Origin of the sequence: Guptibacillus algicola, assembly GCF_020171805.1 — a bacterium.
GTDB lineage: Bacteria > Bacillota > Bacilli > Bacillales > Guptibacillaceae > Guptibacillus > Guptibacillus algicola.
This window is the reverse complement of sequence record NZ_JAIVAF010000006.1, coordinates 111,798-124,957: the sequence shown is the minus strand read 5'-3', so window position 1 is coordinate 124,957 and position 13,160 is coordinate 111,798. Positions and strand designations below refer to the sequence as shown.

16 protein-coding genes are annotated in these 13,160 nt (G+C 42.6%); 15 read left to right on the top strand and 1 reads right to left on the bottom strand.

Going from position 1 to position 13,160, the window contains the following annotated elements:
- Positions 1 to 8 precede the first annotated feature (8 nt).
- The 7 genes from paaB (at position 9) to paaX (ending at position 4,649) form a co-directional block, all read left to right on the top strand.
- Positions 9 to 350 carry a 1,2-phenylacetyl-CoA epoxidase subunit PaaB gene (gene paaB, locus LCM09_RS17760; RefSeq protein WP_224884676.1) on the top strand — a complete coding sequence of 114 codons (342 nt, stop codon included), beginning with the start codon at positions 9 to 11 and terminating at the stop codon, positions 348 to 350.
- Positions 350 to 1,129, top strand: a complete 780-nt coding sequence (gene paaC, locus LCM09_RS17755) for a 1,2-phenylacetyl-CoA epoxidase subunit PaaC (protein WP_224884674.1) — start codon at positions 350 to 352, stop codon at positions 1,127 to 1,129. The genes paaB and paaC overlap by 1 nt, the downstream gene beginning before the upstream one ends.
- Before the next feature lie 18 nt (positions 1,130 to 1,147).
- Positions 1,148 to 1,621: a 1,2-phenylacetyl-CoA epoxidase subunit PaaD gene (paaD, locus tag LCM09_RS17750; protein WP_224884672.1), complete on the top strand. Its 474-nt coding sequence runs from the start codon at positions 1,148 to 1,150 to the stop codon at positions 1,619 to 1,621.
- Between the two features lie 24 nt (positions 1,622 to 1,645).
- Positions 1,646 to 1,969, top strand: coding sequence for an EthD family reductase (locus LCM09_RS17745; protein ID WP_224884670.1), 324 nt, complete (start codon positions 1,646 to 1,648; stop codon positions 1,967 to 1,969).
- Between the two features lie 15 nt (positions 1,970 to 1,984).
- On the top strand, positions 1,985 to 2,758 hold the full coding sequence (locus LCM09_RS17740; RefSeq protein ID WP_224884668.1) for an enoyl-CoA hydratase-related protein: 774 nt from the start codon (positions 1,985 to 1,987) through the stop codon (positions 2,756 to 2,758).
- A gap of 130 nt (positions 2,759 to 2,888) precedes the next feature.
- Complete coding sequence (locus tag LCM09_RS17735) at positions 2,889 to 3,665, top strand: enoyl-CoA hydratase-related protein (RefSeq protein WP_224884666.1); 777 nt, start codon at positions 2,889 to 2,891, stop codon at positions 3,663 to 3,665.
- 93 nt (positions 3,666 to 3,758) lie between these two features.
- Positions 3,759 to 4,649, top strand: coding sequence for a phenylacetic acid degradation operon negative regulatory protein PaaX (gene paaX, locus LCM09_RS17730; protein ID WP_224884664.1), 891 nt, complete (start codon positions 3,759 to 3,761; stop codon positions 4,647 to 4,649).
- 31 nt (positions 4,650 to 4,680) lie between these two features.
- Here paaX and LCM09_RS17725 read toward each other — a convergent pair whose 3' ends face one another.
- A complete protein-coding gene (locus LCM09_RS17725; protein ID WP_224884662.1) occupies positions 4,681 to 5,211 on the bottom strand; it encodes a gamma carbonic anhydrase family protein in 531 nt (176 codons plus the stop codon).
- 127 nt (positions 5,212 to 5,338) lie between these two features.
- Between LCM09_RS17725 and LCM09_RS17720 the strand changes: the two genes are divergently transcribed.
- From LCM09_RS17720 to LCM09_RS17685, 8 genes are all read left to right on the top strand, one after another.
- Positions 5,339 to 6,310: an NAD(P)H-dependent flavin oxidoreductase gene (locus LCM09_RS17720; protein ID WP_224884661.1), complete on the top strand. Its 972-nt coding sequence runs from the start codon at positions 5,339 to 5,341 to the stop codon at positions 6,308 to 6,310.
- A 167-nt stretch (positions 6,311 to 6,477) separates the two neighbouring features.
- Positions 6,478 to 7,494 (top strand): ABC transporter substrate-binding protein, encoded by a 1,017-nt coding sequence (locus LCM09_RS17715; protein ID WP_404800863.1) that lies wholly within the window; start codon positions 6,478 to 6,480, stop codon positions 7,492 to 7,494.
- Positions 7,495 to 7,580: 86 nt separating this feature from the next.
- Positions 7,581 to 8,615, top strand: coding sequence for an ABC transporter permease (locus LCM09_RS17710; RefSeq protein ID WP_224884657.1), 1,035 nt, complete (start codon positions 7,581 to 7,583; stop codon positions 8,613 to 8,615).
- Positions 8,581 to 9,375, top strand: coding sequence for an ABC transporter ATP-binding protein (locus LCM09_RS17705; RefSeq protein WP_224884655.1), 795 nt, complete (start codon positions 8,581 to 8,583; stop codon positions 9,373 to 9,375). Before LCM09_RS17710 ends, LCM09_RS17705 begins: the two co-directional genes overlap by 35 nt.
- A gap of 165 nt (positions 9,376 to 9,540) precedes the next feature.
- Complete coding sequence (locus LCM09_RS17700; RefSeq protein ID WP_224884653.1) at positions 9,541 to 9,936, top strand: thioesterase family protein; 396 nt, start codon at positions 9,541 to 9,543, stop codon at positions 9,934 to 9,936.
- 25 nt (positions 9,937 to 9,961) lie between these two features.
- Positions 9,962 to 11,062: a Glu/Leu/Phe/Val dehydrogenase dimerization domain-containing protein gene (locus tag LCM09_RS17695; protein ID WP_224884651.1), complete on the top strand. Its 1,101-nt coding sequence runs from the start codon at positions 9,962 to 9,964 to the stop codon at positions 11,060 to 11,062.
- Positions 11,063 to 11,091: 29 nt separating this feature from the next.
- Positions 11,092 to 12,156 (top strand): pyruvate dehydrogenase (acetyl-transferring) E1 component subunit alpha, encoded by a 1,065-nt coding sequence (pdhA, locus tag LCM09_RS17690; RefSeq protein ID WP_224884851.1) that lies wholly within the window; start codon positions 11,092 to 11,094, stop codon positions 12,154 to 12,156.
- A complete protein-coding gene (locus LCM09_RS17685) occupies positions 12,153 to 13,148 on the top strand; it encodes an alpha-ketoacid dehydrogenase subunit beta (RefSeq protein ID WP_224884649.1) in 996 nt (331 codons plus the stop codon). The genes pdhA and LCM09_RS17685 overlap by 4 nt, the downstream gene beginning before the upstream one ends.
- Positions 13,149 to 13,160 lie beyond the last annotated feature (12 nt).

Sequence of the window (13,160 nt, the reverse complement as noted above, 5' to 3'; positions counted from 1 at the left end):
GTTTTGAATTGAGTGATGCTGAAAAGGATTTCTATCAAGTATACGAAGTGTTCAGTAAGAAAACCGATACCGCACCGCTACAGTACCAGTTCAGTCTGCTTGCTCCAAATCGTGAACTGGCTTTCATCATGGCGAAGGAAAACTTCTTCCGACGAGAGCAGCCTGCAGATATCTGGGTTGTAAAACGAGATGATATCAGAACGATGACACAAGAAGAGCGAGAGGGCATAAAGAATCTCGATAAAGCATACAGAGAGACGAAAGGCTATGGCTACTTAAAGAAGAAGTGGCGAAAGTATGAGCAGGAGCAGCTTACAGAGAAAGACATTATGGGGGGAGGGAATTCGTAATGGAGTCAGCCGAATATCGCAGTAGTCTCATAGAATTGGTGTATCAGCTTGCGGATGATGACTTTATCCTTTCCTATCGTGGATCTGAGTGGCTAGGGCTTGCTCCTCATATCGAAGAGGATGTTGCGTTTTCTTCAATCAGTCAGGATCTAATGGGTCATGCTGCACTCTACTATTCCTTGCTTGAAGAACTTGGTGAGGGGGATGCTGACGAACTGACACATGCTAGGTCCCCTGAGAAATTTCGTAATGCTGTCTTGATGGAACTTCCGAACGGACCAGGAAGCTATCTAGAAGAACCTAACTACGATTGGGCGTTCACTGTCGTAAGAAATTATTTCTACACGCTTGCGAAAAAGGTGCGCTTGCATTCGATTAAGGAACACTCTTATGAAACGCTTCAACAAATCGTACAGAAGATTTCGATCGAAATGTCATACCATCTTATGCATTGGGAAACGTGGTTCGATCAACTGATGAACAGCACTCCAGAAGCAAGAAGAAGAATGACAGAGGCGATCGACGTAGTCCTTAAAGAAATGAAAGGCGTTTTCTCCTATGGAGATGATGGTGAGAAGATCGTTCATCTTTCCTTAATAGAGAGTGAAGAAATCCTTACTCGGAGATGGAAAGCAATTCTAAGCGAAAAGGTAGACCATCCTCTTGAAATTGAAATGAGCTCATTAAACGGAAGAAACGGTAAGCATACTGATCACCTTGAACGAGCGTTATCAACACTTTCAGAAGTCTATCAGTCTGTACCATCTGCAGAATGGTAGTTTGAGAGGAGCTTTGTTATGACAACAAGAAAGAAAGTTCTAGAAAAGCTTGAGTTTGTCAAAGATCCTGAAATCCCCTCGGTCAGTGTCGTGGACCTTGGCATTATTTATGATGTGAAGGTAGACGGAGGGAGTGTTGAAGTGGAGGCAATGCCAACATTTTCTGGATGCCCTGCTTTAGATATCATAAAACGAGATATCAAAAATGCGATTGAAACGATAGAGGGAATCACATCAGTAGAAGTGAAGTATATACGTGAACCAATCTGGACCACAGCTCGTGTAACAGACAGAGGAAGGGTGCAGTTAAAAGAATATGGAATAGCTCCTCCTGAAGAGAAAGTCGGAAGTGAATGGCGTGTTCCTTGCCCTTATTGTGACTCCATCTATACAACGATGGATAACATCTTTGGTCCAGCTGCATGTAGAAGCATTCTCTATTGTAAAAGCTGTAAAAACCCGTTTGAAGCCATGAAGCCAGTAGCAATCTAACAAAAAACGAAAGGTTGATGAAAAATGGTAAAAGTAATCGCATTGTACAAACAGCCGGAGAACAAACAGAAATTTGATGAGCACTATTTCAATACACACGCGCCAATCACTTCGAAGATTCCAGGGTTAAAGAAGATGGAAGTGACAAGAATCGTTGGTTCTCCTATGGGAGAAAGTGAATTCTATTTGCTATGTGAAATGTATTATGAAGACCATGAATCCATGAAGGCTGGTATGAAGTCGCAAGAAGGAAAAGCATCAGGCAAAGATTTGATGGGCTTTGCTGGGGATCTCGTTACGCTTATGATCGGAGAAGAAGTACACGAAACCGCAAATACTAAGCAATAGAAAAGGGGCGCGAGAATGTACGAAACGATTGAATACGAAGCACGTGACAAGATTGCGTGGATTCGCCTAAACCGACCAGATAAAATGAATGCGTTTACAATACTTATGAACAAGGAAGTTAAAGATGCTATTGAGCGGGGCGAGGCGAATCAAGACGTCCGTTGTATCGTGATTATTGGAAACGGAAGGGCATTTTGCGCAGGACAAGATTTGAATGGGGTAGACGAATCACTTGATCATGGTGACGTGCTTAGGTCTGCTTATAACCCTATGGTCAAGCAAATCGTGAACTGTGAGAAGCCTGTTGTAGCGGCTGTTAATGGAGTAGCAGCAGGCGCTGGAATGAGTCTTGCTCTTGCATGTGATTTTCGTATAGCGCATGAAAATGCTAGTTTTATCGAGGCTTTTGTACATGTTGGTCTTGTGCCAGACTCTGGTAGTATGTATTTTTTACCTAGACTAATTGGTCATGCAAAAGCGCTTGAACTTGCGATGCTAGGCGATAAAGTGAGTGCGTCACAAGCGAAAGACTTTGGAATGGTTAATGAAGTGTATCAAATGGAAGAGTGGGATAGTGGTGTTAACACCTTCATGAAGCGCCTATCTAATCTACCTCCAAAAGCCGTTACACTCATTAAACAAGGGATGGCGAAAAGCTGGGATAGTACTCTTGAAGAAGTACTGGAATTTGAAGCCGACGCTCAGAAGCAAGCAGGTCAAACGGAAGACCATCGTGAGGGTGTGAAGGCATTTATAGAGAAAAGACGACCGGTTTTTCAGGGATCATAATAGTATAGAGAAGAAGGAAACAGGGGGAAATGTCGAGAATAGATGTAGGGAAAGGGTCCTGGAGGTTGGTTGTCATTTCAACTTAGCTGCCAGGCTCTTTCCTATGTACGTAATTAGAGGAGGATGCAAATTGGCTGTCGTTACATATGAAGTGAAAAACCACGTAGGATACGTAACATTGAATCGACCAGATGTTTTAAATTGCTTTAACTATGAAACACTTTCGGTGCTTCAAGGTATTATTGATGATATTTATACGGATAAGAATGTTAGAGTCGTTATTTTTATGGGAGCAGGTGAAAAGGCTTTCAGCGCGGGAGCAGACTTGAAAGAAAGACGTTCGCTCTCTGAAGGTGAAGTGAAGAGGAACGTTAAGAAGATTCGTGAAGTCTTTTCCTCAGTTGAAGCTCTGCCTCAACCAACGATTGCAGCAATTAACGGATATGCATTCGGTGGTGGATTTGAACTCGCACTAGCTTGCGACTTCAGATATGCAGTAGAAGGGACTAAAATGGGACTGACTGAAACGAGTCTAGGAATCATACCAGGTGCCGGTGGAACACAAAGACTACCAAGACTGATCGGTTCTGCAAAGGCGCTTGAGCTTGTACTAACTGCGAGAAAACTAACTTCAGAAGAAGCGTTAGATTATGGAATACTAAATGGCGTGGTGAAGTCTGAAGACCTTCTCAGTAAATGTGAAGACCTCTCTTTTGAAATCTGCAAGAATGCGCCGGTTGCTGTGCAGCAAGCTAAATTCGCGGTTCGCGAAGGGATGAATGTTGATCGTCATACTGGTATGGCGATCGAATCGAAAGCTTACGAAGTAACGATACCTACGAAAGACCGTCTAGAAGCTCTTGATGCTTTTGCTGAGAAGCGAAAGCCTGAATTCAAAGGAGAGTAGTAATGAGTTGCGATGTCCTCTGCGCTCTGGTAGTATAACATCATATTTACGATGCGTTTTAAAAGCGGTATACCTTGAGCGGAGGAATTTGTTATGAACGAGAGTTTAAATACAAGATCGATGATTTTCACACTGTACGGAGACTATATCCGACACTACGGCAACGAAATATGGATCGGCAGTTTGATCAGGTTGTTGAAGGAATTCGGACATAACGATCAGTCTGTTCGAGCTGCAATTTCGAGAATGAATAAGCAAGGTTGGGTACAATCCAGAAAAGAAGGAAATAAAAGCTACTACTTCCTAACAGAGCGTGGTGTAAAACGGATTGATGAAGCGGCAAGACGGATCTTTAAACTTCAGCCTTCCTCCTGGGATGGAAGGTGGCGTATGCTACTCTATACGATTCCTGAAGAGAAAAGACATATCCGAGATGAATTAAGAAAAGAACTTGTTTGGAGTGGATTCGGAAGCTCTTCAGCAAGCTTATGGATGTCTCCCAATCATCTGGAGGATCAGGTGGATGGATTGATTGAGAAATACGACATTAAAGAACACATCCACTTTTTTGTAGCTGATTACAAAGGTCCTCATCAGAATACAGCACTTGTGAATGAATGTTGGGACCTTAAGGATATAAGCGATAAGTACCGTTCTTTCATCAAAGCTTACAGTGAAAAATTCGTCATCGATCAGAGTAAGATTGAACAAGGTAAAATGACTGATGGAGAATGCTTTGTAGAAAGAGCAAAGCTTGTGCATGAGTATCGTAAGTTTCTTTTCGTAGATCCAGGATTACCTCCAGCGCTTCTTCCTGAGGAGTGGCCCGGTGAACATGCCGCAAAGCTTTTTAGCGATTATTATCGTACTCTAGCTGAGCCCTCTTCTCGCTTTTTTGAGGAAGTCTTTAAAGAGGGGAATGAACTGAAAAAGAAAGACCATCGATACGATGCACTTCAGCATCCTCTCTTAATCGATCGATAAAAAAGGAACGGGCTCCCGTTCCTTTTTTTGATCAACGAATTTCTTGAGCGCCTTCGATCTGTTCAAGGAATTCCTTGCCTTTCTTTTTGTAGGTTTCGATCGTTAGGGCAATTAATTCTTTATCTTTATCATTGAGCTCTCTTACTACCTTCCCAGGTGAGCCTAATACCATCGTATTCGGAGGGATTTTCTTACCTGCTGGAATCAACGTATTAGCACCTATTAATGCTCCCTCACCAATTTCAGCTCCGTCAAGCACGATAGCTCCCATGCCGATCAAAGCTCCCTTCTTTACTTTGCACCCATGAAGAATCGCATTATGACCAACAGAAACATCGTCTTCCAAAACAAGCGGGAATCCTTCAAAGAGGTGGCATGTGCAATTATCTTGGATGTTACAGCCGTTACCTATCGTAATCGGTGCCTCGTCACCTCTTAACACAGAATTGAACCACACGCTTGATTCTTCGCCTATCGTTACATCTCCAATTACTTTAGCTCCGGGAGCGATAAAGACATCTTTACTTAATGATGGTTTACGACCGTTATACGAAATTAACATCGAAAAATCCTCTCTTTCATGTTTTTTTGCAGGAATTCAGTGTCTATTCTTTGAATGTTTATAATGAGTATAACACGTAACTTATTAAACGTAATAAAAGCGTTACAAGAAAAGGGGAGAAGACAACATGAATCGAATTTGCGAATTGTTATCGGTCAGCTATCCAATTTTACAAGGGGGGATGGGGAATATTTCGAGCTCTGAGTTAGCATCAGCTGTTTCTAACGCTGGTGGTTTAGGAACGATTGGAGCTGGAACGATGTCACCGGATGAAGTAGAGAAGCTGATGGTAGAAATGAAAGCTCGTACGTCCTTACCCTTTGCATTAAACATCCCAATTAATGTCACTCCTCACTTCAAAGAGATGTGTGAACTAGCTGTAAAACATAATGTGAAAGTTGTGTCTCTCTCGGCTGGGAACCCTTCTCCATACATTCCGTACTTTAAAGAGCATGGAATAAAAGTGATCTGTGTTACGGCTAGTGTGAAGCACGCGAAGAAAGCTGAGAGCGCCGGGGCAGACATTATAGTTGGAGAAGGCTTTGAAGCTGCTGGGATCAATTCAACGTTAGAACTTACAACGTTAACGCTAATTCCACAACTTAAATCAAGTGTGTCAATTCCAGTGGTAGCCGCTGGAGGAGTGGGAGACGGGAAAGGTTTGGCGGCAGCATTTGTACTTGGAGCAGACGGGGTACAAATGGGTACCAGACTTGTCGCAACAAAAGATTCTCCATACCATGCTCAGTATCTCGAACAGATTCTTCAATCGAATGACACTGGTACAGTTGTAGTTGGGCGAAGTGTAGGGCAAGTCAGAAGATTACTTAAAACAAAGTATTCGACGATGTTAGAAGAAGCTGAAAAAAATGGCGTTCACCCAATTGATTTCGCTAAAATGACTGGAGAAGACAAGCACATCATTGGAGCAATAGAAGGGCGATTGGAAGAAGGGTTTATTAATGGTGGACAGGTTAGTGGACTGATCGATTCGTTACCGACTGTAGAAGAGCTCTTTTTGAACATGATGCAAGAAGCTACGGAAGCGGTAGAGCATCAAATAGCACAACTTAACATGTTTAAACAAGCGAATCATTAAAAAAAATAAGTGCATTCTAAGGTAAATATTTTAAAAATAACTAATAGTGCTAATTATTTGATAATTCGTTGACAAGGATTATTTGGCGGTGTACCATAACGATAAAATATGACAGATGACCACATGAACGTCGAATTTTTGCAAGAAACAACCAGGGGGAGGAAATAATTTTGAAATCATGGAAAAAGTGGATCGGGATATCTCTTGTGAGCATCTTGGCACTTACGGGGTGTGGAAGCAATAATGCTTCGACTGATTCGGAAGGTGGAGAAGGTGGATCTGAAGAGAAGATGACTACCATTGGAGTTACTCAAATCGTAGAACACCCTTCATTGGATGCAGCATTCGAAGGATTCAAGATGGCTTTAGAAGAGAATGGGTTTAAAGAAGGGGAGAACGTTACATACGATGTGCAAAATGCACAAAACGATATGAATAATAGCAACACTATTGCTCAGAACTTAGTTGGAGACAAAGTGGATTTAATATTCGCCAACTCTACTCCAAGTGCTCAGTCAGCACTGAATGCAACGTCAGATATTCCAATCGTTTTTACTTCTGTAACCGATCCGGTCGGTGCGAAGCTAGTAGAATCGTTTGAAAAGCCAGGTGAGAATATCACTGGAACAACGGATACTCATCCTGATGCGATTCCAAAGACGATTGAATTTATTTCAAGTGAATTCAATGCAGAGAATGTTGGTTTAATCTATAACGCTGGTGAACAAAACTCTGTTGCGCAAATTAAGGTTGTTAAAGAAGCGCTAGAAAGTAATGGTCTGAACCCTGTCGAGAAAAGTGTTTCGACTTCTGCAGAAGTAAAGCAAGCTGCTGAGGCTCTTGTAGGTAAAGTGGATGTGATTTATATTGCAACGGATAACACCGTCGTATCCGCACTCGAATCTGTTATCAGCGTTGCAAACGATAAAGATATTCCGATGTTTGCAGGTGAATTCGACTCTGTTGAAAGAGGAGCATTTGCAGCTTACGGTTTTGATTACAAGGACATTGGCTACGAAGCTGGTTTAATGGCAGCGAAAATCTTAAACGGAGATGCGAAGGCTTCCGAGCTTCCTGTGCAATATCCTCAGAATCTAAAGTTGAAAATGAATAAGAGTGCAGCAGAAGAGATGCGAATCGACATCAAAAAAGAGTGGGAGGAAGAGGGGGAATATACAGAGTAACTGGACAGGTTCGAAAAAGAAGTCAGCTTCTTTTTCGAACCATTTTTTTTACTTGTTCTTAATATTATGAAAGGGAGGCTTTATCTATGGGGTCAGCATTGTTCGGTGCAGTCGAGTCGGGTGTGATCTATGCGATTATGGCGCTTGGTGTCTATTTATCATTTCGAATACTAGATTTTCCGGATTTAACAGTGGACGGAAGTTTTGTAACTGGAGCAGCAATCGCTGCAATTCTTATCGTGAACGGAACAAATCCTTTCTTTGCTACATTGATTGCAATCGGTGCAGGGTTTTTAGCGGGTTGCGTGACAGGGTTATTACATACGAAAGGAAAGATAAATCCACTTCTTGCAGGGATTTTAATGATGATCGCTCTATACTCGATCAACCTCAGGATTATGGGACGGTCGAATGTACCGCTGTTAAATGAAGAGTCGATTTTCACCAAAGTGGAATCAGTCTTCTCAACGCTTGGTATTGAGTCGCTAGTGAACAGTGTAGCTTCTGCAATAGCGCTTGGGAGCATCACCTCTACTTGGTCCATTTTGATCAGTATGATTTTACTCACCACGATCATTAAAGTTTTAACCGATTTCTTCTTGAGAACACAAGTTGGGCTAGCCTTACGAGCGACTGGTGATAACAAAAGGATGATCCGTAGCTTCTCAGCCAATACCGATCAACTAACGATTTTAGGACTGGGTATTTCCAACGCCCTTGTCGCACTGTCTGGTGCATTAATCGCGCAGTACAGTTCGTTTGCAGATGTTGGAATGGGTATTGGAATGATCATTATTGGACTTGCATCCGTAATCATTGGCGAAGCGATATTTGGGACGAAAACGATCGCAGTTACAACGTTTGCGGTTATTGGCGGAGCGGTGGTATACCGTCTCGTTGTAAGCTTGGCATTACGGGTAGATTTTCTTGAAACGGGAGATATGAAATTAATTACGGCTGTTATCGTAATCGGTGCCTTGATCTTCCCTCAATTAATCGATGGACAAAAAGAACGGAATAGAAAAAAACGCAAACGCTTACAGCAAGAAATGAAGCTGAAAGAACTTCAGGACGGAGGTAAGGATTATGCTTCTTCTAAATCAGATTCACAAAGTATTTAACGAAGGAACGTTAGACGAAAAGATTGCCCTCGAAGATATCAACCTTAAACTAGAACCTGGAGATTTCGTAACAGTCATCGGTAGCAACGGCGCAGGAAAATCGACTCTTATGAATATGGTTTCAGGCGTGTTAACACCTGATGTTGGTGATGTGTTTATCGATGAAAATAAAGTAACCGCAATGCCAGAATATAAGAGGTCTAGATTAATCGGTCGTGTATTTCAAGATCCAATGGCAGGGACAGCACCATCGATGACCATTCAAGAAAACTTGGCGATGGCTTACTGCAGAAATCGCAGAAGAACACTTGTAAAAGGTGTAACGAAAAAACTAAAGACAACATTCAGGGAAGCTCTTGGAACCCTTCACCTTGGACTTGAAGATCGACTGAACGCTAAGGTGGGAATGTTGTCAGGAGGGGAGAGACAAGCGCTCTCACTATTGATGGCAACGTTTACTGATCCTAAAATCCTTTTACTTGATGAACATACAGCGGCACTAGACCCAGCTCGAGCTGAACTGATTACAAAGTTAACAGGTGAAATCGTTGAAGATACTGGTTTAACGACGATTATGGTCACACATAATATGCAACAAGCGCTAGACTTAGGGAATCGTCTCATCATGATGGACAGTGGGAAAATTATTTTAGAAGTTGATGGTGAAGATAAAGAAAAGCTTACGATTGAAGAATTGCTGCACGAATTTCAAAGAATTAAGGGGGCAAAGTTAAATAGTGACCGGGCACTTCTTGGATAAAGCCATCTAACTGATGAGGCTGTCGAAATATGTTCGGCAGTCTATTTTTTTCAAATGGAAAGATCTTAATTTTTTGACAATTAATTGACGGTTATTATACGTGATGTTATTATATCGTTAAATAAACGTCATGCATTTCAGTGTGATGAATAGGGGTTGAAGCGCGTGAAGGATGGGATCGCAATTGGCCAAAGAACTACTATTACAACGAAAGTGACATCAGACATGGTCGCACAGTTTGAAGGAGAGATTGTCCATCCAGCATACTCTACCGTTTCAATGGTCTATCATATGGAATGGGCATCTAGAAAGCTCATTCTTCCATACTTAGAAGATGAAGAAGAGGGGATAGGTGGAGGAGTTGAGATGAAGCATCTTGGACCAGCTTGTGTGGGTCAAGAGATCACGATCAACGCAACCATCACCTCTTTGACAAGTAAGTCAGTGATAAGCAATGTTGAGGTTAGAAGGGGACTCGATATCATCGGCACAGGTTCCGTTGTTCAGTTTGTCCTCCCAAAAAAAGTAATAGAAGAGAAATTAGCTACCGCTAAATTGTAAGCGATTTCATTAAGGGGTGAAAATCATGTTTGATCGAATAGCTGAGCATGAACAGGTACTTTTTTGTAACGATGCCGCTACAGGACTAAAAGCCATCATTGCGATACATAACACAACGCTAGGACCTGCGCTCGGTGGCTGTCGAATGAGACCATATGAAACGGTGGATGATGCAATAGAGGATGTACTGAGACTCTCAAAAGGAATGACATACAAATGTGCTGCTGCAGATGTGGACTTCGGAGGCGGAAAAGCCGTGATTATCGGAGACCCTCTTACAGATCGCACGCCTGAATTATTTCGGGCATTCGGACAATTCGTTGAATCACTTAACGGACGATTTTACACAGGAACAGACATGGGGACAACACCTGATAACTTCGTGCATTCTCTTCGCGAGACAAACTGTATCGTAGGCGTTCCTGAAGAATATGGTGGAAGTGGGGATTCATCTATTCCTACTGCAAAAGGGGTTTTATACGGTATCCAAGCTACGAATAAAATGGTTTTCGGTAATGAAGAGTTTGGTGGAAAAACCTATGCCATTCAAGGGCTTGGAAAAGTAGGATACAAAGTGGCTGAAATGCTGCTTGAAGAGGGAGCAGAAATCATTGTGACTGATATTAACCGCCATGCAATCGACCGGCTTATTCAACGAGCGATCGAATTGAAGGGTGAGGTTAAGGTCGTTTCTGGAGATGAGATATATGAAGCGGACGCAGATGTTTTTGTTCCATGTGCGCTCGGCGGAATCATTAATGATCGAACGATCGACAAATTAAAGGTAAGTGCTGTCGTAGGATCAGCTAACAACCAGCTCCTTACGATCGAACACGGTGATCGTTTGCATAATAGAGGGATTCTGTATGCTCCAGATTATATCGTAAACAGCGGTGGATTGATCCAAGTATCAGATGAACTTTATTCTCCTCATCCAATGCGTGTGTTACAAAAGACGAAGGCAATTTACGACACACTCCACACGGTTTTCAAGAACGCAGAAGAAAGTTCGATATCGACTGTTCAGGCAGCGAATTATTTCTGTGAAGAAAGAATCGAGAGCCGCAAAAGGAGAAATAGCTTCTTTTCTCACAAAAAGCCTGGAAAATGGGCTGTGCGTTCTTAATTGCAAAAATAGGAGGATTCGAAATGGATATGAATGAAAAATTTCCTATCGTGCAGCTACTATCAGGTGACGGCAGGAGAACAGGAGCTGTTTGTGAACACGTAACGATCGAGAGAGCAAAGCTATTTTATGAACATATGGTATTTTCGCGTTTGTTCGATCAAAAAGCAGTAAATCTCCAAAGACAGGGGCGTATTGGGACATACGCTCCTTTTGAGGGACAAGAAGCTTCTCAAATCGGGAGTGCACTTGCGATGGAGGATGGTGACTGGATGTTCCCGACCTATCGGGATCATGCTGCTACGGCTGCGTTCGGGCATTCTTTAAAGAATATCTTTCTCTATTGGAAGGGATGTATCGAGGGATGCGTGCCTCCAGAAGGGAAGCATATTTTTCCTCCTTCCGTTCCGATCGCTTCACAGATCCTTCATGCTACTGGTACGGCCTGGGCTGAACAAAAGAAGGGTAGTGACAGGGTATCTCTCGTTTACTTCGGTGATGGAGCGACTTCTGAAGGTGATTTTCATGAGGGGTTGAATTTTGCGAGTGTATTCAATATACCTGTCGTATTCTTTAATCAGAATAATGGCTATGCCATCAGTGTGCCGCTTGAGCGTCAGATGAAAACAAAAACAATCGCACAAAAATCATTAGCATATGATATCCCTGGTGTACGGGTAGATGGAAATGATGTGTTTGCTGTATATGATGAAACGATGAAAGCCATTAATCGAGCGAGAAACGGGAATGGACCGACTCTAATAGAGGCAGTCACATGGAGGTACGGTGCTCATACGACAACAGATGAACCTTCGAAATACCGCGATCAGGCAGAAAGTAAACGAAGAAGAGAAAGTGATGACCCAATCACGAGATTGGAGAGGTTTCTCGAAATTGAAGGTGCCTGGGATTCTAGCTGGGCTGAACAAGTTAATGAAGAAGCCGAGCAGAAGCTTAATGAAGCAGTCATCGAAATGGAGAAAACGGTGAAATCTGATGAGGCCCTTATGTTTGATCACGTTTTCGGGACTGATGTGTGGCCGGTTCAGGAGCAAAAGCATCGTTTCTTTTATGAAGGGAGCGAGAAGGGATGAGTACCGCTGTAAATACTAAGAAATTGACGATTGTTCAAGCGATTACGGATGCGCTTAAAGAGATGCTAGAAGAAGACGAATCCGTATTGGTACTTGGGGAAGACGTAGGTAAAAACGGTGGAGTATTCAGAGCGACAGACGGGCTCTATGATCTGTTCGGTGATGACAGAGTTATCGATACGCCGCTTGCAGAATCAGGATTGATCGGATCATCGATCGGGCTTGCAATGAATGGCTTTAGGCCGGTTGTAGAAATCCAATTCCTTGGATTTATTTATCCAGGTTTCAACCAGTTGATTACGCATGCCACGCGTATTCGAACGAGAACACAAAGTCGCTATACGGTTCCCCTAACCATCCGTGCTCCATATGGTTCTGGTGTACGAGCACCGGAAATTCACAGTGATAGTACAGAGGCACTTTTCACACATATCCCTGGTCTAAAGGTTGTTATACCTTCAAATCCCTATGATGCGAAAGGTCTTCTCATCAGCAGTATAAAAGATCCTGACCCTGTTCTATTCCTTGAACCGATGAGAATCTATCGAGCAGGAAAAGAAGATGTTCCGAGTGAGAGTTACAGCATTCCACTTGGTAAAGCATCAAGGAAGCGAACTGGTGATGATGTGTCGATCTTTGCCTGGGGAGCAATGGTAAGGGTTGCCGAGAAGGCAGCTGAAGAAGCGAGTGAAAACGGAATCGAATGCGATGTCATCGACCTCAGAACATTATATCCGTTAGATAAAGAAGTGATTGCAGAATCAGTCCAGAGAACTGGAAGAGCTATTATCGTCCATGAAGCTCCTTCAACTGGAGGCGTCAGTAATGATGTGATGGAAATCATCAATGATACATCCTTCCTTTACATGAGAGCTCCAATAAAAAAAGTGACTGGATATGATACGCCGGTTCCATTATTTACTCTTGAAGATGACTATGCGCCTGATTCAAAGAAAATCTATCGAGCAATCGAAGAAGTGACTCGTTTTTAGGGAGGGTGAACA

Excerpts from the sequence above, each read along its gene's own strand:
- paaX (WP_224884664.1), top strand. The coding sequence starts at position 3,759 with ATGAACGAGAGTTTAAATACAAGATCGATGATTTTCACACTGTACGGA.
- LCM09_RS17720 (WP_224884661.1), top strand. The coding sequence starts at position 5,339 with ATGAATCGAATTTGCGAATTGTTATCGGTCAGCTATCCAATTTTACAA.
- paaD (WP_224884672.1), top strand. The coding sequence starts at position 1,148 with ATGACAACAAGAAAGAAAGTTCTAGAAAAGCTTGAGTTTGTCAAAGAT.
- LCM09_RS17745 (WP_224884670.1), top strand. The coding sequence starts at position 1,646 with ATGGTAAAAGTAATCGCATTGTACAAACAGCCGGAGAACAAACAGAAA.
- pdhA (WP_224884851.1), top strand. The coding sequence starts at position 11,092 with ATGAATGAAAAATTTCCTATCGTGCAGCTACTATCAGGTGACGGCAGG.
- LCM09_RS17695 (WP_224884651.1), top strand. The coding sequence starts at position 9,962 with ATGTTTGATCGAATAGCTGAGCATGAACAGGTACTTTTTTGTAACGAT.
- LCM09_RS17725 (WP_224884662.1), bottom strand. The coding sequence starts at position 5,211 with ATGTTAATTTCGTATAACGGTCGTAAACCATCATTAAGTAAAGATGTC.
- LCM09_RS17740 (WP_224884668.1), top strand. The coding sequence starts at position 1,985 with ATGTACGAAACGATTGAATACGAAGCACGTGACAAGATTGCGTGGATT.
- paaC (WP_224884674.1), top strand. The coding sequence starts at position 350 with ATGGAGTCAGCCGAATATCGCAGTAGTCTCATAGAATTGGTGTATCAG.
- LCM09_RS17710 (WP_224884657.1), top strand. The coding sequence starts at position 7,581 with ATGGGGTCAGCATTGTTCGGTGCAGTCGAGTCGGGTGTGATCTATGCG.
- LCM09_RS17685 (WP_224884649.1), top strand. The coding sequence starts at position 12,153 with ATGAGTACCGCTGTAAATACTAAGAAATTGACGATTGTTCAAGCGATT.
- LCM09_RS17705 (WP_224884655.1), top strand. The coding sequence starts at position 8,581 with ATGCTTCTTCTAAATCAGATTCACAAAGTATTTAACGAAGGAACGTTA.